Raw genomic sequence first — 15,850 nt, 5'->3', positions numbered from 1 at the left:
GAGTGGGACAGCAGGGCTGCGAGCAGCGGGGCATTCATGGGAGCGGGCGCACAGGTAGGAAGCGCGCTGCCTCGCCACCACGGCCGCCGGGGCTGCCTTGCGTTTGGTGGACAGATGCCTTGATGTGACTGTCCGCCAGTGATGGACGGCGGAAGGGGAGGGGCACCCCACTTGATGGGTGGCAGCGCTCTTCATGCCCCTTGGATCCAGAGTTGCTGTAGGTGACTTGGGGGCTTCACGCCTACAACTGGGGTTTCGCGAAGGGCGGGGAGCCGGTTTCGGGCGAGCGCAGGCTGGCCGCGACATGTGGGGCTCGGTGGACGAGCTCTTCAAGAACCCCGAACCCTCCCGTGCCGACTCTCGAGTAGCGCTGGGCCATCCCGAATTGCACCTCTGGGGGCTGCGCGTCGAAGACACGCCAGACCTCTGCTTCTTCTTCCGATGGGGATGCGAACCCGAGTTCGGCCGCGTACCGCCGCATCCGCTCCAGCGTCACCAACGCGTACTTCCAGTTGACGAGCGGCTTCACCAGCAGCACCTGCTTCCGCATCACGGACTCCGCGGCGAGCGGGTGGATGTCCACGGCACCATCGCCGTCCGGTCCATGTTCGACACCAATGGCAGACAACGCGATGTCGAAGCGGGCAACGCGCGCATTCAGCGTCGTCGGCTCGACTTTGTGGGGTATCTCAACCACTCGTCCAGCGACTTCGAACGCGTCAGCGAATGGCCGCGCGTCCAGTGGGCGGGCGCTGCGCTCCCGCAGGGCGTGGAGCAGCAGTTGGCGATCTGCTTCTGAAGGTGCCCACACATCAAGGTCTCGTGGCGGCCTGCCCGTCAGCAGCGTCTTGAACGCGCCACCGGCCAGGAAGCAGCGTGCGCCACTGTTGAGTCCTACGGTCGCTGCGAGCTCTCGGAGGGCGAAGGCGCTGACATCCGGCTCGGTGAGGCCGCAGAGTGGGCTGGGCTGGCTCGCGGAATAGTCGCGGTAGGAGGCGCAGAGGCGTGCCCCTTCCCGCCAGAAGAACGCCCCTTCGAGATACCAAGGCCAATCCTTGGGACTCAGCGGTTGTCCGAGCAGTCGTGCCGCCGCCGCAGTGATGAGCAGGTCGTGAGTGACGAACACGTGGATGCCTGGGGTCGCACCTGCTACCGCGAGCATGTGATGTACGAGGAATCGCGCGGCCTCGTCGGGCCGAGCCATGCCAGGAAGTGCGTCGTCCTCAGTGACGAGGTGTCGCATGACACCGTCATGGCCAACCCGCTCCCAGTTTTCCACGGCACGGCGGCCGTCGATGACGAAGGCGCCCGGGTCGCCGAGGAGCCGATCCGCGATGATGGGGAGGTCTGTGCGAGCACCGTCGCGAAGCGCCTCGGCGGTCTGGACGCATCGTGGGAGGGGGCTCGTATGCAGTGTGCGCAGCCGGCCTTGCAGAAGCGCCCCGAGCTCATGGGCGAGTTCTCGCCCTGCGTCCGTGATGGGCAGCGTGTACCCGGCCTCTCCCGATGGGAGCTCATCGCGAACGGAGTGCCGCAGCAGAACCACGACTGCGCGGTCTCCAGCGGCACGTGCCAGGTGGGTCAGCACCGAGGGAGGGATGACCCATTGGAGATTGCTCATGAGGCGACCCCTACGAGGATGGTGGGGAGCGCGGCGATGGTGCGGACCGCCTGTAGCTGGAAGCCAGTCGCGTTGAGCAGGCGCTCATATTCGTCAACGGACCGCTCTCGTCCGCCCGTGGTCATCAACAGGTGGAGGTCGCAGAGTGCGCCTGCGACACCAGCCGATGGGAGCATCATTTCAATCACGAAAACGCGCCCTCCAAGGGGAAGGGCCGCACGCGCATGTGCGAGCAGTCGGCGCGCATCATCATCCTCCCAGTCGTGCAGCACCCGCGACAGGAGCACTCCATCCGCTTTCAGTCCCCACGGTTGGAAGATGTCGGCAGCGCGCCACGCCACTCCGCGTCGCGGTGGATGTCCGTACTGTCCTTGCGCGACGACCTCCGGTCGGTCGATGACGGTGACCGTGACGGAGGGATAGGCCTCGGCAACCAGCCGTCCGAGCGCGCCCAGGCCACCGCCCGCGTCGATGATTCGCTCGTCGCCGCGGAGGGCAAGCGCGCCTGGCACCTGCCGATAGTCGTGGAGGGCATAGCTTTGGAGCATTCGATGATGCCCCTCTCGCCGAAGTCTATCCCGCGCGACCTCGCCGAACACGTCGGGGGCGCGCCAGTTCGATTCGGCGCGCAGGGCGTCAGGCAGCGCTGCCCACTCGCGGGAGAATGGCCCCGCATATTCCAGGGCCGCGTCAGCCAAGGTGCGCGGATGGCTGGCGCGAAGAAACATGCCTCGTGGAGTCAGTTCCCACCGTTCATTCCCGGAGGTGACGAGGTGTAGCTCACCAAGCGCGCGAAGCAGCCTCCTCGCGCCGTCAGGGCGGAGCCGGCACCGGTCTTCGACCTCGGCTTCGGTTGCTGGCAGTGCCTCGATGACACCCAGACGCACCGCTGCCGCGATGGTTTGCGTGCGCCAGAACCCGACCATGTCCGCGGAGAGCGCGGCGAACTCCATGCGCCTGGGAGGGCGAGGCTCGACGATGGTCGCGCCTGTCTCGTCGATGACTTCGAGTGCCCCATCGAAGCGCTCGACGCGCGCCTGTCCATTGTAGAATGGCTCGACTATGGCGAAGCGCCTTGCATAGGCCGGATTTCCACTCATGTCGACGTGGGTCCACCCGTCGTCGTCGCGGGCTCTCGCGTACCCCTTGTGGAACACGTCGAGGTCGACGTACCAGCGGCCATGCACTGCCCCGCCGTTGAGGTCGATGTGCGTGGACCGTCCACCCGCCGCCTGCACGACGGCGGAGCCGTCCCGATAGTCACCCGCGTAGCACCAGCGCTCAGGGTAGACGGGGCAACCGTCGGTCGTGATGTGCAGGTAGCTCCCGGTGATGTCACGAACGGTGCAACGGCCGCTCTGGAAGTTGCCGCACCATGCGTAGCGCCCGGCATATGCCTGTCGCCCGTCGGGCGTGATGTGGTGCGCTCCGTCCAGGCCAACGACCGCTGCCAGGCCTTCGTAGAACCCAAAAGTCCGAGTGAATCGTTGCGGATATGCTGCCGAGCCGTCCGGGGCGATGTGCCACGCATGGCCCCCCTGGCTCACGGGGGCAAGGCCCGGTGCGTGGAACTTCAACACCTGGTCGTATCGCTGGCTGTAGGCGGCTGCGCCGCTCGGCGTGATGTGATGGGTGCCGTCTGGCGCGACACCCAGATGTGTCCAGTTCATGCGGCACCGTTTGCGGGCTTGCGCATGTTGCAGCCGAGGCAGAGGCGCCGATTGCGATAGGTCGACGTCAGTTCCCGGTATGCGTCGCCGTTCCAGAGCTGCATGAACCCTTGCTCGTGGAGGCTTCCGAACTCGCCCAGCGTCCGACGCTGCGCATCGGGAGCGCAGCATGGGTCGAAGCGCCCGGCCGCGCTCACCCAGGCCTCCTGGCCAAGGAACGGGCAGGGCCCTCCCGGCGCGAGGTCCTCGGGGGCGGCTGCATCAAGCAGGAAGATATTCTCGAGCAGGACGTGCTGTCCGTTGGGGAGTGTCCGCGCTGCTGCTGCTTCGCGCGCCATGAGCACGGCGGCATTCCAGCGGCTGATTGAATCGGGGTTGCGTCGCAGCTGCTCGCCCTGAATCTCCTTGAAGTGAGCCCAGAGATGGTGCCCCTTGACGCGGTCGACGCCCAGGTCGATAGCGAGCCGAACCATGTCCGCAAGCTCGGCGACGTTGGATTCGAGGAAGGTCAACTGGAACGTGACGCGGCACCGGCTGCCGCCAGTGGCCGCATGAGCGTCGCGCACCGCGATGAACTCGCGCACGTTGCCGACAACCTTGTCCCAGCGACTGCCCAGCATGATGGCTTCATGGGTCGCCTGGGTCGCTCCATTCCAGGAAATCTTGACGTCCGACGTCACGGGGACAATTCGCCTGGCCCACTCCTGGGCGCCACGTCCTGGGAACGTCCCGTTGGTCGTGAGGTTCAGCTTGACGTCGTACTGGCGGCAAAGCTCGAGGATTTCGTCAAAGTGCTGGTAGAGCAGGGGTTCGCCCATCGTCGATGGGATGATTTCCCGAAGACCCTGGGATGCCGCGTCTGCGACAACGCGCTCAATCATCTCAAAGGGCATCAGTCGGTGTGGCCGACCTTCTGCCTTTCTCTGGCGCTGAAGAGGGCTGTGCGGGGAGTGCTCTTCACACATCACGCAGCGGAGATTGCAGGTGTCCGGGTTGGTGTCGAAGGTGATTCGCCAGGGGCCCTTGCCGCGCGGAACGCGCGCGGAGTCTCGACGGCGCAGTGCCTGTTCGTAGATGCGCTCCACGGTTCGCACATGGTCGCTCACCTTGGGAATGTCACCGGACTCGCTCAGTAAATAGCCACGTGCGCCGAGCCGGACGCCCAGCGCTGGCTCTTGGGTGAGCCGCTGCATCTGTTCGGCCAGGGAGTCGACGGAGCGATGTTTGTAGATGAGCCCATTGACCTCATGGTGGACGTACTCCGCCATCCCGCCGACGTCGGCCGTAATGACAGGCAGTCGAGCTTGCTGCGCTTCATGGATGACGAGCGGCGAGTTTTCGACCCATATGGACGGAACGACGATGGCATCACAGCGGTCGAAGACGTCGCGGACGATTTCACGGTTCGTGTACTCGGGGAGCCATTCGACACGCCTGGCGACATCCGCCGGAAGCGAGGCCGCGATCTCCTTGAGCGCCTCTGTGTCTTGCCCACGGTGGCGACCCCAAATCCGGAGCCGTGCGTCGCCAGCGAGCTTGCCGAAGGCCAGGATGAGGTCATGGATGCCCTTTGCTGGGACATGCGTCCCGATATAGCCAAACGTGAATGGCTCGCCAGGGACTCGGCGACGGCCGCTCATTCGCTCGCGCGCGAAGCCGTAATCGAGATAGACAAGCTTGCTCTCGGGCAGCCCGAACCCCTCCCGGTAGCGGGCATGGAGGTATCGCGCGGGGGCGATGAAGAGATCGACGAATTCGCACATCTCCCTGACGTGACGCATTCGACGGGCGACCCACTGCGTCCAGTACGCGACGTCAGCTTCATGCTCCTCGGGGGCACCGCTGAAGTAGCGCGCATAGCAGCGCTCGGCGCATTTGCGGTCCTCCTGTCCAGCGCATGCCGCCCAGAGGTCGCCAGGGTCCTCCGGAAACATTTGCATGAACTGGCCTCGAGGACACATCAACCAGTAGTCATGGAGGGTGAATACAATGGGGACTTCGCGGAGCGCGGCCTCTCGCAAGAGTGAGGTCGAGAGGTGGTTCAGATGGCCGACGTGGATGATGTCAGGGCGCAGGCGGTCGAGGAGTTCGGCGAATCTCTGGTCGATGCCGGTTGCGCGGTAGCGGTCTTTGAGTCGCGGGTTGTTGACGATGTGGAGCGTAACGCGAGGGTCTTCTTGGTCGCGCTCCTCTCGAAGGTGAAAGTCGGGTGCGAACGCGTTCTCTTCGCGCGTGAAGACATGGACGTCATGGCGTTCCGCGAGCCCATGGCACAACGTCTGGCTGTAGACCTCGGAACCAGCGTTGTAGCGCATGGGGTAGCCATGGATGACTTTCAGTACTTTCATGGGGCTCCGTCTTGGCTGGATTGACTTTCGCCAATTTTGTGATGTGAGGCCATGGGTCATGCATCACTCAGCGCTCAGTTCGCGGTCCCCGCCGGTTCGCGCCAGGTGTTGGCCTTCCATCGCCGCCATGGAGCCAGAATGAGAGTGGAAGAATTCCGCCGCGCGCTCGACAAGCGAAGCGCCTCCCGTGGGCTGGAGGTGCTCTTCCACCCGCCCGCTTCCGCCGAGGCACTCCAGGCGATCTCGGAGCGGCTTGGCGAGCCGCTTCCATTCCAGGTCGAGCTCTTCTTGCGCGCACATGATGGGCTCGTCGTGCGGGAGCCACCGCTGAGCGTCCTGCCCTGTGCGCAGTGGGCCCCGGTGGGAGACTTCGTGCATTTCGCCACCGTCGACGGCCAGCATCGGCTGGGCTTCGACACCCGGCGCCGGAATGCCGCGGACCAGTGGGACATCGTCCACGTCGATACCGGAGACTGCGTCACACTGACGATGGCCAGCTTCTGGTCCAACAAGGTGTTCGCGTGGGTGGACCAGCGCCGGCCCATCTGGGAGTCCCGGGGAGTCGTGCCGCCGTGCGGCGCGAGTTGACGCTGAAGCGTCCAGGGAGCCAGTCTCCCGGCTGATGCTCAAGCTCCAGTGGCTCCAGGTCCACCAGTTCCGCTCCGTGAAGCCCGGGACGCGGTTGCTCTTCAGCCCGTCCCTCAACGTGCTCCTCGGGGAGAACGGCACCGGGAAGTCCATGCTGCTGGACCTCGCCGCCGCCGTGGTCAGCTCGGACTTCACGCCGCTGCGGCATGAGGCGTTCGACCTGGAATATGCCCTGGCCGCGGACACCGGCCGCATCACCGTGCGCGTACGCAACGTGCCGGAGGGTGGGGAGGGCACGAGCGGCCTGTCCATGGACATCACCGTGGCCCCGCGCGACATGGCCTGGCCGCTGGTCATCCACCGCGAGGGCCCGCAGCTCCGCGTCTCCCGCGAGGACGACACCACCGACGTCGTCCACGAGCGCATCGCCCCCGAAGTCGGTGGCCGGCTCTGGCTCGTCCTGATGACGGGCGGCATCGCCTGGGTGGAGAAGACGGGCGAGGCCACCGCCGCCGTCGAGCCGATGCTCGCCATGGCGCGGGAGGTCTCCGCGCAGGCCGACCTCCGCCGCTTCGACGAGGGGCTCGCCCACTTCGACCAGCTCTGGCGCGCCGAGCTGCGGCTCTCCCGTCGCGCGGAGGGCGTGCTCGCCACGGGCACGGGCGTGGCCTCGGAGGACCTGCTCGACGGCCTGCGCAAGGTCGCCGCCGCGCAGTGGGGCTCCGCCCGCTACGTGCTGTCCTCGGAGAACGTCCCCTTCCTCCGCGACGCGGCCCGGCTCCTCGGCTTCGCGTCCGCGGAGGCGCTGCTGTCCCCGCTGGAGACCCAGCCCCAGGGCAAATACGAAACACTGTCCCTGGGAAACCTGGACCTCTGCTTCGTCACCGCCGCCGGCCAGCGCCTCTCCGCCCGTCAGCTCGGCTACGGCCAGAAGCGCCTGGTGGCCTTCCTCCACTACCTGGCCCACGCCCGCGCCGTCGTCATCGCGGACGAGGTCGCGCACGCCTTCCACCCCCGGCAGGTCCGCGCCCTCCTCGAACAGCTCGAACCCCGGCAGGCCCTGCTCACCAGCCAGAGCCCGGAGCTGCTCGACAGCCTCACCTTCGACTCGCCCGAGCAGGTGCGCTCCACCTTCGTGCGCTGCCGCCGCGAGGAGGACACCGGCCGGCTCGTCTGGGAGAACCTGACCCCCGACGTCGCCGGGGACTTCTTCACCGCCTGGCGCGCCGAGCCCCGCCGCGTGGGCGAGCTGCTTCAAGCCAAGGGTCTCTGGTAGTCAGCCGCGTCGGCCCCGAGGGCAGCGGGACGTCATCCGGCAAACGGCTCCGCGAAGAGAGGTGCCAGTCCCCGCGCGTCGCTCGCCTATCCTCGCCAGCCGGGGAGGGTGCCGCGCATGCCGATGCTGACCGTCAACAGAACGGAGCTGTACTACGAGGACTCGGGTGGCACGGGCGTGCCCGTCGTCTTCAGCCACGGCCTGCTGTGGAGCTGCCGCCTCTTCGACCCGCAGGTGGAGGCGCTGAGCGGGCGCTACCGCTGCATCGCCTATGACCACCGGGGCCAGGGCCAGAGCGCCGTGCCTCCGGCGCGCGTCATCGACATGGAGACGGTGTACCTGGACGCGGTGGCGCTCATCGAGCGGCTGGGCGTGGGGCCCTGCCACTTCGTGGGCCTGTCCATGGGCGGCTTCGTCGGCATGCGCATCGCCGCGCGGCGGCCGGACCTGCTGCGCTCGCTGGTGCTGATGGAGACGTCCGCCGACCCGGAGCCCCTGCACAACGTGCCGCGCTACACGCTGCTCAACCTCACCGCGCGCCTGGCGGGCCTGCGCCCGGTGGCGGACCCGGTGATGCGCATCATGTTCGGCCGCAGCTTCATGACGGACCCCAACCGGGCCGAGGAGCGCAGCCGCTGGCGCACGCGCCTCATGGAGAACCGCCGCGACATCTGGCGCGCCGTCAATGGCGTCATCGAGCGGCGCGGCGTGGCCCACGAAATCCCCCACATCCGCGTGCCCACGCTCGTCGTCGTGGGCGCCGAGGACACGGCCACCGTCCCCGCCAAGGCGCAGCGCCTGCACCGGCTCATCCCCGGCTCACGCCTGGTGACACTGCCGCGCGGCGGGCACTCCTCCACGGTGGAGGAGCCCGCGCTCGTCAATGCCGCCTTGGGGACCTTCCTGGACGCGCAATCCGAGACGCGAGCGTCCAGGGTCGGGTGAGGGGCGCCAGCGAGCGCGGCGTTCCCGCTCAGCGTGGCGGCTTCCGGCTGTCCGTCGTCCGCGCCACGGGCGAGAGGAGCTGAGCCCAGAAGCGCCGGGGAAATGGCTCCACGAGCCCGAGCGGGTACTGCTCGGGTCCGGTGGGCCGGTGATAGGTGCCGAAGAGCCAGTCCGTCCACGGCGCGAGGTTGCCGAAGTTGTGCCGCGTGTGCCGCTCGCGCGCGTGGTGCCAGTGGTGCAATTCGGGCGCGCCGAAGAGGAAGCCCAGCGGCCCCAGCGGCAGCCGGACGTTGGCGTGGATGAAGATGGCCCACATTCCACGGAAGGCGATGAGCATCGCCAGCGTCTCGAGCGGAAAGCCCATCATCAGCGCGGGGAGGTTCACCACCCACTGCGTGAGCAGCCCGTCCACGGGGTGCTCGCGGTGCGCGGCGAGCCAGTCGAGGTGCTCGGCGGAGTGGTGGACGGCGTGGAAGCGCCAGAGGAAGTCCACCTGGTGGGACAGGCGGTGGAAGCCGTAGACGAGCAGGTCGCAGAGCACCACCGCCTCCATCGCCTGGAGCCACCAGGGCTGGCGCGCCACGGCGGCCTGGAGCCCGGTCAGGACGTCCACCTGGCAGAGCGCCTTCACGTGGCTCAACATGAACAGCGCCAGCGGCGCGAGGACGAGGTACTGCGCCACGAAGTAGGCGAGGTCGGTGTGGAACGCGGGCCGCAGCAGGGGCTGGCCCGGACGCGCGGCCCAGGCCTTCTCCAGGGGCCAGAAGACACACGCGAGCACCCCGAAGGAGAGCGCGGCCCCTCCCATGGCGCCCAGGTCCATCACGGCGCGGGAGGCGTAGCCAGGGTCGCCGCGTCACCGGCATCCGGGACTCGCGGGGTGCCCGCGTCCGCCGGGTCGACCGCTTTGCGCACGGCGGGGCCACCCGCGAGCTCCTCCGCGGACATCTGGGTGAGCCTGCCAATCTTGGTGCCGCCGAAGAATCTCGCCGCCCCGGTCACCGTCACGACGGCGAGCGCGAGCGCCGCGAGGGTCACCGTCAGCGACTGAAGGGTCTTCCCCCTCTGAGAATGCATGGACATGTGTACTCCCGGTGGCCGGGAAGGCTACACCATGCCTGGAGCGCGACGTCAGTACACGTAGGGCGTGCGCTTCGCCCAGCGCGTCTTGCCGTAGTGCTTGTGGAGATATCGGAAGGCGTCCCGGGCCTCGCGTGTGGCCTGTCCGCAGCCGCGCTTGCTGGCGCGGACCGCGCGGTACAGGGCGATGGGCGAGCGCGGGTCATCCGGGTGGGCCTGGGCCCAGGCCATGGCGATGCGGGCGAAGTAGGGCACCGAGTCGCCCGCGTCCTGGAGGGCCTTCCACTCCCGCGCCGCGTCCGGTGCGTCGGGCGTGTCCTCGAAGTGCACGGAGGGCACGCTCGCGTCCGGCTGCGGGCCGCACCACCCGTTGCGCTGGTAGGACACGTCCATCGTGAGGCTGAGGTTCGGATGGGTGTTCGCCAGCCGGTCCTCGCCCGAATGGAGCCGCGCGGAGACGGCGGGCAGTCCCATGAGGAGCAACTGGGCCTCGAACTGACGCTCCTGGGGCGTGGGCTTGCCGGCGAGCGCCAGCAGCTCCGCCTTGGCCTTGGGCTCCGTCTCCGCCAGGCGCTTCGCCACGGCCTGAATCGTCGCGTCGTCACCCGCCACGGTGGCACGCGCGAAGGCGGTCCACATGAGCTGGCGCCGGAGAGGGGGAGGCAGGGTGTCCCCCGCCGCCAGCTCGCCCATGCGCTTCGCCGTGAGGCGAGGTTCCAGGACGGCCACGGCGCGCGGATTGAACAGGCGGGGCCGGTCGGCCGGCGCCGTGGTGTAGGGGTCGGCAAAGCTGCCGCTATAGTCGTAGCTGGCGACGGTGCTGACGGCGTTCCGCAGGGCGTCGTCGAGGGTGCGGGCCACCGCGAGCCGCTCCTCGCGCAGCAGGTTGTCCGTGGAGGAGAGGTCCCGGGTCAGCTCGGCGGGCACCGAGTCGAGCCGCGCGCGCGCCGCCTCCACCTCGCCTCGGGCATGCAGGAGCCTCGCGGCGTGGTACGCCAGCGTCACGCCGGCGGGAGACGCGGGCGCCACCTTCGCGGAGGCGGCGAGCAGCTCCGGGAGTCCCGGCGCGTCCGGTGTCGCCTTGAGCAGCGCGGTGACGAGCCACGGCACCTGGGCCGTCTTCTTCCAGCGGGCCAGGGCCGTGTCGTACTGCGCGCGGCGGGCCGCCTCGGGCTTCGCGCTGTAACGCGTGTGCCTCATGGCGTGGAGCCACGCCTGGAGCGCCTCGGCGGGCGCGGGGAGGGGGCCCTGGCAGGCGTTCTCCATTTGCGACAGCAGGTCCAGGTCGCCGAGCTCCGCGGCGAGGGCGGAGCCTGTCCCAGGCTCGAGCACGTGCGACAGCAGCTCGCAGTACCAGGCCCCGCGTTGCAACCGGTAGCGCACCAGGCTCCGCAGGCCTCGCGCGGGGCCATGGACGCCGCGCAGCTCCGGGGAGGCCAGCACGCCGTCGAGCACCCGGTCCGCTTCGGCCAGCCGTGAGAGGAAGACGGCGTCATTCTTCGCGTCGAAGAGGTCGCCGGCCTCTTTCTCCATCAGCGCCTGCCGGACGTGGGTGCGCGCGACGAGGTACGCGGCCAGTGCCCGGTAGGGCGAGTCCTTCGACTCGGCAATCCGCTGGAACGCGGCCAGGGCCCCTGCAGGGTCGTCGCAGTAGAAGCGCGAGGCCGCCTCCTGGTAGGCGCGCTCGTCCCGGCGGCGGGCCTGGTGCTGGGCGCTCACGCCTTCATCCAGCCGCGCGTCCGGCTCCGGCAGGATGGCGCACGGGCCGAAGACGGTGTCCTGGTTGCGCACCCATTCCTCCACCAGTGCGGGGTGCTTCTTCCACGTCCGCGCCAACGCGGTGGCGGTGTCCGCGGCGCGCAGGAGCGCGTCTGCCTGGATGCGGGGGCTCTGCGCGTGGTTCACCTGCCGGGCAATCTCGGGCAGGGCTTCCGGGAGCTGGGGCGCGACCTGCTTCCGTGCCGCCTGCCAGCGCTGGAGCTCGGGCTCCAGGGTGTGGGCGGGCAGCGCATGGTGCATGCTCGCCCAGCGCGTCACCAGGGGCCCTTGCTCCTCGGGCGTGGTGGGAATGCCCATCATCGTCCGGTACGCGAAGACGAGGTAGGCGGTGCGCAGCGATTCTCGCACCACGCCCAAGCGCCCCGCCGCGAAGGTGGAGAGCGGCCAGTCGGGATGGCTGTTCGTGACGAACACGGGCTCGTAGTACTCGGGGCCGCACGCCTGGGCCTCGGCGGGGGCGAACAGGAACGCGAGACCGCTGGTGAAGGTGACGAGCAGCTTCTTCATGGCTGGAGCTCCGCGACCGCGCGCGTGAACGCCTCGGGCGTCCAGGGGCGAGGGTTGAAGACATAGAGGGTGGAGACGCCAGGGGGCACGGCCCGCCACTCATCGAGCGCGAGCCCCACGCTGCCCTCGCAAGGCGCCGGCAGTCCACGCGCGAAGCGGGCGCGCCACGTGGGTGCTTCCGGGCCCATGCGGAAGAGCTGGGGCACCACCTCGTCCACGGGCGCGCGCGTCAGCCAGCTTCCGGGCGTGCACCATGAGGCGAGGCCGGTGATGGACAGCGGCATGGAGGGAGGCAGCTTCTGGCGGAGCGCCTGGAGCAGCGCGACGTAGGCGTCGTATTCGGACGCGCGGGCATCGAAGTCAATCTGGAGCGCCGTCAGCCCTGGTCGGCGCGCCAGCGTGGCGAGCCGGTCCGCCAGCGCGTGCAGCCGCTCGGGCGGGTACTGCGCGAGCGACGCGCCCGGCTGGGCCTCCATCCGCACCGTGGCCTTCAAGGGGGTCCCGGGCGGGACGTGGAGCGGCTGCCGGCGCGGGTGCTCGCGCACCTCCGTCTCCGCGAGGGCGAGCGTGGCGAGCAGGAAGGCCACGCTGACCGGGCGTCCCGTCTGCGCGAGGAAGCGGAGGTCCTCCGGCCGCTCCCAGGCCCAGAGCACCACCCGTGGAGGCGGCGGCGTGGGCGTGGGCGTGCTGCACGACATGAGCACGGCGAGGGTGGCCAGCGGGCCGCGCCGTGTCCGGGGTGCCACGTGGGGCGTAGGGGATGGGGGGAGCATCGTGGTCGTCGGGCCGCGCTCACGCGGTGGACCGGACTGTTTGCAACGCGCGTTCCGAGCGCGCGCCGCCTCAGGCCTGGGCCGCGCGCCGGCTCTGGGCGCGGCGCTGGAGCCAGTTGCGGAGGAAGGCCTTCACGGCGGGGTGCTGCGACTCGCGGAAGGCGTCTGGCGGGCCGTACTCCACGATGTGGCCTTCGTGCATCAGGGCCAGGTGGTCCGCCATGCCGAAGGCGGAGGCCACGTCCGGCGTAATCACCAGCGAGGTGGCGCCGAGCTGCTGCTTGCCGGTGGTGATGATTTCATTCACCGCCGCGGTGGTGAGGGGGTCCAGACCGGCGGTGGGGTCGTCGTAGAGGAGAATCTTCGGCTGGAGGATGGTGGCGCGCGCGAAGCCCACGCGCTTCTGCATGCCGCCGGACAGCTCGCCGGGGAAGCGCTGCGTCGCGTGCGACAGGCCCACGCGCTCCAGCGTCTTGTTCACCGTCTCGGCAATCTCCGCCTCGGGCATGCGGGTGCGCTCGCGCAGGGGGAAGGCCACGTTGTCGAAGACGGAGAGCGAGTCGAAGAGGGCGTTCGCCTGGAAGAGGATGCCCTGCTTGCGGCGCATCTGGTCCAGCGCGGCCTCGTTCATCCGCGCGATGTCCTCGCCATCCACCTGCACGGTGCCCCGGTCTGGCCGCAAGAGGCCCATGATGTGCTTCATCAGCACCGTCTTGCCCGACCCGGACACGCCCATCAGCACGCAGGTGGTGCCCTCTGGCACCTCCAGGCTCACCCCGCGCAGCGCGTGCTGGTCACCGAAGGACTTGTGGAGGTCCCGCACTTCGATGGCCAGCTTGCGGGAGGACGGTGGGCTCGAGGGACTCATGGCCGCGCGAACATAGTGCGCGTCCGCCGCCTTCCGCCTCCAAGAAGCGGCTGCCTGGCATGAGGAAGGGGCGCCCGGCCGCCCGGCTTCCATCCCGGTGTGGAATGGCGGTCAGAGGCGGGCAGTCCCTCGCCTCGGGGCTTGCCCTGGGCGCGGAGGGCGCGATGCTGCGAGGCACGCAGGTGAGACGGCGTGACACATGGGGCGTCCGGAGGCCGGGCGCCCGGGAGGCAAGGCGTTTGGCGACGGTGTCCCTGGAGGACGTGCGCAAGGTGTACCGGGGCGGCGTGGCCGCGGTGAAGGGCGTGAGCCTGGACATCGCGGACGGCGAGTTCATCTCGCTGGTGGGCCCGTCGGGCTGCGGCAAGTCCACGACGCTGAACCTCATCGCCGGGCTGGAGGAGCTGTCGGGCGGCACGCTGCGCATCGACGGCGCGGTGGTGAATGAGCTGTCGCCGCGCGAGCGGGACATCGCCATGGTGTTCCAGAGCTACGCGCTCTATCCGCACCTGGACGTGGCGCGGAACCTCGCCTTCCCGCTGAAGGTGGCGGGGTTGACGAAGGCGGACATCGACGCGCGCGTGCGCGAGGTGGCGTCGCTGCTGGGGCTGGAGGGCCTGCTGTCGCGCAAGCCGAAGGAGCTGTCGGGGGGCCAGCGGCAGCGCGTGGCGCTGGGGCGCGCCCTGGTCCGCCGTCCGAAGGTGTTCCTCTTCGACGAGCCGCTGTCCAACCTGGACGCGGCGCTGCGCACGCAGATGCGGGGGGAAATCAAGAAGCTGCACGAGCAGCTCAAGGCCACCTTCGTCTACGTCACCCACGACCAGGCGGAGGCGATGACGCTGTCGGACCGCGTGGTGGTGATGAACCAGGGCGAGGTGCAGCAGGTGGCCCCGCCGCGCGAGCTGTACGACGCGCCCGCGAACCTGTTCGTGGCGGGCTTCTTCGGCGCGCCGCGCATCAACCTGGTGAAGCCCCGGACGCTGGGTTTGCCGGACGCGGACGTGGTGCTGGGGCTGCGTCCCGAACACCTGGAGGTGGGGCAGGGCGCGCCGCCACCGGACGCGCTGGAGGGCCGCGTGTACCTGGTGGAGCTCATGGGCGCGGAGAGCTGGGTGACGGTGGACGTGGCCGGGGAGCGCATGGTGGCGCGCGCCGCCGGGGACTTCCGTGTGCCCACGGGCGCTCCGGTGTGGCTGCGGTATGACGCGTCGAAGCCGCGGCGCTTCGACGCGACGTCGGGCCGGGCCCTGTAGCGGGGGCTCAGGCGTAGACCTGCTCCCCCTCCAGGCTCATGTCGAGCCGCCGGCTGAGCGGGTCCAGCCGCTCGTAGCGCTCGCGCAGCACGTCGCGATGGACGCCTGGGGCCGCCTGGGCCATCTCTTCCAAGAGCGCGCGCAGGGCCGTGTCCAGCGCCTGCTTCACCTCGCGCGCCTCCACCTCGGACAGTTCCAGCAGCATGGAGCACCTCCTGTCTGGAACGTTAGGCACGCCTGTGCCCATGCGGCTCCGACGCCTGCCCGGAGTGCGCCAGGGCAGCGGCCTGGGGCCACGCGTCCTCCGGGCAGGACATGCGGCCCGGCAATCCCCGCGCCCGCGCGGTGGTGGAGCGGCGGGTCGTCGCCGCGAGCGCTCCACCGTGTGCTCCGTGGCAGGTGCGTCCCGCCGTGCCCGCTCGCACTGTTGTCTGGGAGCCCCGGACGGGCCGGGCACCCGAGCGAGCGGAGGCCGGAATGATGCGGAGAGACGACGTACATGAAGGCATGACGGTGCGGACGGCGACAGGCCAGGTCATCGGCCGTGTGTCAGGCATCGGGGACACGCACTTCGAGCTGGAGCAGGGGCTGATGCCCATTCCCCGGCGCGACTACCTGGTGGAGTTCTCCGACGTGGACTTCGTCAGCGGCCACGACGTCTACCTCGCCAACGCGGACCACCCGCTCCTCACGCTGGAGGTGGATGACGACGGCGGCGCGCTCCCACCTCGCCATTCCAGAGGACTGGAGCGCGAGCCCGTGAACGTGGAGTCTTGAGCCGCGAGAGAACGAGTAACGCAAGGCGTTGCGCGCTCGCTCCGCCCCGCTCTGGAAGGTGGCCGGACAGGCCCTGAGTGCCGGGTAAGCGTCGGCAATCACTCAGGTTGGCCAGCCCTGGAATGTCAGACGGTCAGGCTAGACGTGACCACTTCGACGGGCATTCCAGGTGGGGTCATGCAACGGTTTTCAGCATCATGCGTCACGGTCATCCTCTTCGCTTTCACGTTCGCTTGCAGCGCGGATCCGCGCGCGGAGGACGGTGGTCGCGGGGTGGCGGGGCAGGGCCTGTCCTTGTCCACGCCCCGCAAGCTCCTGCCCTTCGTGGTGATGGAGGACGGGCGGGTGCTGGCCTCGGGCGGGCA

The 15,850-nt window shown here is 69.2% G+C and carries 14 protein-coding genes and 1 pseudogene; 6 read left to right on the top strand and 9 right to left on the bottom strand.

The genetic code is table 11. From position 1 onward, the window contains the following. Nucleotides 1-241: 241 nt before the first annotated feature. From G4D87_RS18450 to G4D87_RS18440, 3 genes are read right to left on the bottom strand one after another with little or no spacing between them, the layout of a single operon-like run. On the bottom strand, nt 242-1,621 hold the full coding sequence (locus G4D87_RS18450; RefSeq protein WP_163783378.1) for a histidine phosphatase family protein: 1,380 nt from the start codon (nt 1,619-1,621) through the stop codon (nt 242-244). Next, the gene (locus tag G4D87_RS18445) at nt 1,618-3,291 is read right to left on the bottom strand and encodes a methyltransferase (RefSeq protein WP_163783377.1); all 1,674 of its coding nucleotides are present in this window, start codon (nt 3,289-3,291) and stop codon (nt 1,618-1,620) included. Before G4D87_RS18445 ends, G4D87_RS18450 begins: the two co-directional genes overlap by 4 nt. After that, on the bottom strand, nt 3,288-5,639 hold the full coding sequence (locus G4D87_RS18440; RefSeq protein ID WP_163783376.1) for a glycosyltransferase: 2,352 nt from the start codon (nt 5,637-5,639) through the stop codon (nt 3,288-3,290). The genes G4D87_RS18445 and G4D87_RS18440 overlap by 4 nt, the downstream gene beginning before the upstream one ends. A 138-nt stretch (nt 5,640-5,777) precedes the next feature. On the opposite strand from G4D87_RS18440, the gene G4D87_RS39465 reads away from it, so the two are divergent. From G4D87_RS39465 to G4D87_RS18425, 3 genes are all read left to right on the top strand, one after another. Continuing rightward, nucleotides 5,778-6,227: an SMI1/KNR4 family protein gene (locus G4D87_RS39465; RefSeq protein ID WP_240358386.1), complete on the top strand. Its 450-nt coding sequence runs from the start codon at nt 5,778-5,780 to the stop codon at nt 6,225-6,227. Nucleotides 6,228-6,261: 34 nt separating this feature from the next. Beyond that, a complete protein-coding gene (locus G4D87_RS18430; RefSeq protein ID WP_163783375.1) occupies nt 6,262-7,503 on the top strand; it encodes an AAA family ATPase in 1,242 nt (413 codons plus the stop codon). Between the two features lie 117 nt (nt 7,504-7,620). Next, on the top strand, nt 7,621-8,448 hold the full coding sequence (locus tag G4D87_RS18425) for an alpha/beta fold hydrolase (RefSeq protein ID WP_163783374.1): 828 nt from the start codon (nt 7,621-7,623) through the stop codon (nt 8,446-8,448). 28 nt (nt 8,449-8,476) lie between these two features. Here the strand turns inward: G4D87_RS18425 and G4D87_RS18420 are convergent, their stop codons facing one another. The 5 genes from G4D87_RS18420 to G4D87_RS18400 form a co-directional block, all read right to left on the bottom strand. Beyond that, nucleotides 8,477-9,271: a sterol desaturase family protein gene (locus G4D87_RS18420; protein WP_240358387.1), complete on the bottom strand. Its 795-nt coding sequence runs from the start codon at nt 9,269-9,271 to the stop codon at nt 8,477-8,479. Continuing rightward, nucleotides 9,271-9,525 carry a hypothetical protein gene (locus G4D87_RS18415; RefSeq protein ID WP_163783372.1) on the bottom strand — a complete coding sequence of 85 codons (255 nt, stop codon included), beginning with the start codon at nt 9,523-9,525 and terminating at the stop codon, nt 9,271-9,273. The genes G4D87_RS18420 and G4D87_RS18415 overlap by 1 nt, the downstream gene beginning before the upstream one ends. A gap of 54 nt (nt 9,526-9,579) precedes the next feature. Next, the gene (locus tag G4D87_RS18410; RefSeq protein ID WP_163783371.1) at nt 9,580-11,814 is read right to left on the bottom strand and encodes a hypothetical protein; all 2,235 of its coding nucleotides are present in this window, start codon (nt 11,812-11,814) and stop codon (nt 9,580-9,582) included. After that, on the bottom strand, nt 11,811-12,587 hold the full coding sequence (locus G4D87_RS18405; RefSeq protein ID WP_163783370.1) for a DUF3142 domain-containing protein: 777 nt from the start codon (nt 12,585-12,587) through the stop codon (nt 11,811-11,813). Before G4D87_RS18405 ends, G4D87_RS18410 begins: the two co-directional genes overlap by 4 nt. A 70-nt stretch (nt 12,588-12,657) precedes the next feature. Next, nucleotides 12,658-13,455: an ABC transporter ATP-binding protein gene (locus G4D87_RS18400; RefSeq protein ID WP_163783369.1), complete on the bottom strand. Its 798-nt coding sequence runs from the start codon at nt 13,453-13,455 to the stop codon at nt 12,658-12,660. Between the two features lie 239 nt (nt 13,456-13,694). Here G4D87_RS18400 and G4D87_RS18395 point away from each other — a divergent pair, with 239 nt between their 5' ends. Beyond that, a complete protein-coding gene (locus G4D87_RS18395; protein ID WP_163783368.1) occupies nt 13,695-14,708 on the top strand; it encodes an ABC transporter ATP-binding protein in 1,014 nt (337 codons plus the stop codon). 7 nt (nt 14,709-14,715) lie between these two features. On the opposite strand, the gene G4D87_RS18390 is transcribed toward G4D87_RS18395, so the two are convergent. After that, nucleotides 14,716-14,913 carry a hypothetical protein gene (locus G4D87_RS18390; RefSeq protein WP_163783367.1) on the bottom strand — a complete coding sequence of 66 codons (198 nt, stop codon included), beginning with the start codon at nt 14,911-14,913 and terminating at the stop codon, nt 14,716-14,718. 272 nt (nt 14,914-15,185) lie between these two features. Here G4D87_RS18390 and G4D87_RS18385 point away from each other — a divergent pair, with 272 nt between their 5' ends. Both G4D87_RS18385 and G4D87_RS18380 read left to right on the top strand, forming a co-directional pair. Next, entirely contained in the window at nt 15,186-15,485 is a 300-nt protein-coding gene (locus G4D87_RS18385) for a DUF2171 domain-containing protein (protein ID WP_163783366.1), read from the top strand. A gap of 177 nt (nt 15,486-15,662) precedes the next feature. Continuing rightward, nucleotides 15,663-15,850, top strand: a pseudogene (locus tag G4D87_RS18380) (galactose oxidase); the annotation flags it as partial.

The sequence above is a fragment of the Myxococcus vastator genome, assembly GCF_010894475.1.
GTDB lineage: Bacteria > Myxococcota > Myxococcia > Myxococcales > Myxococcaceae > Myxococcus > Myxococcus vastator.
The sequence above is the reverse complement of the archived record's forward strand: the minus strand, read 5'-3'. Positions and strand labels throughout refer to the sequence as shown.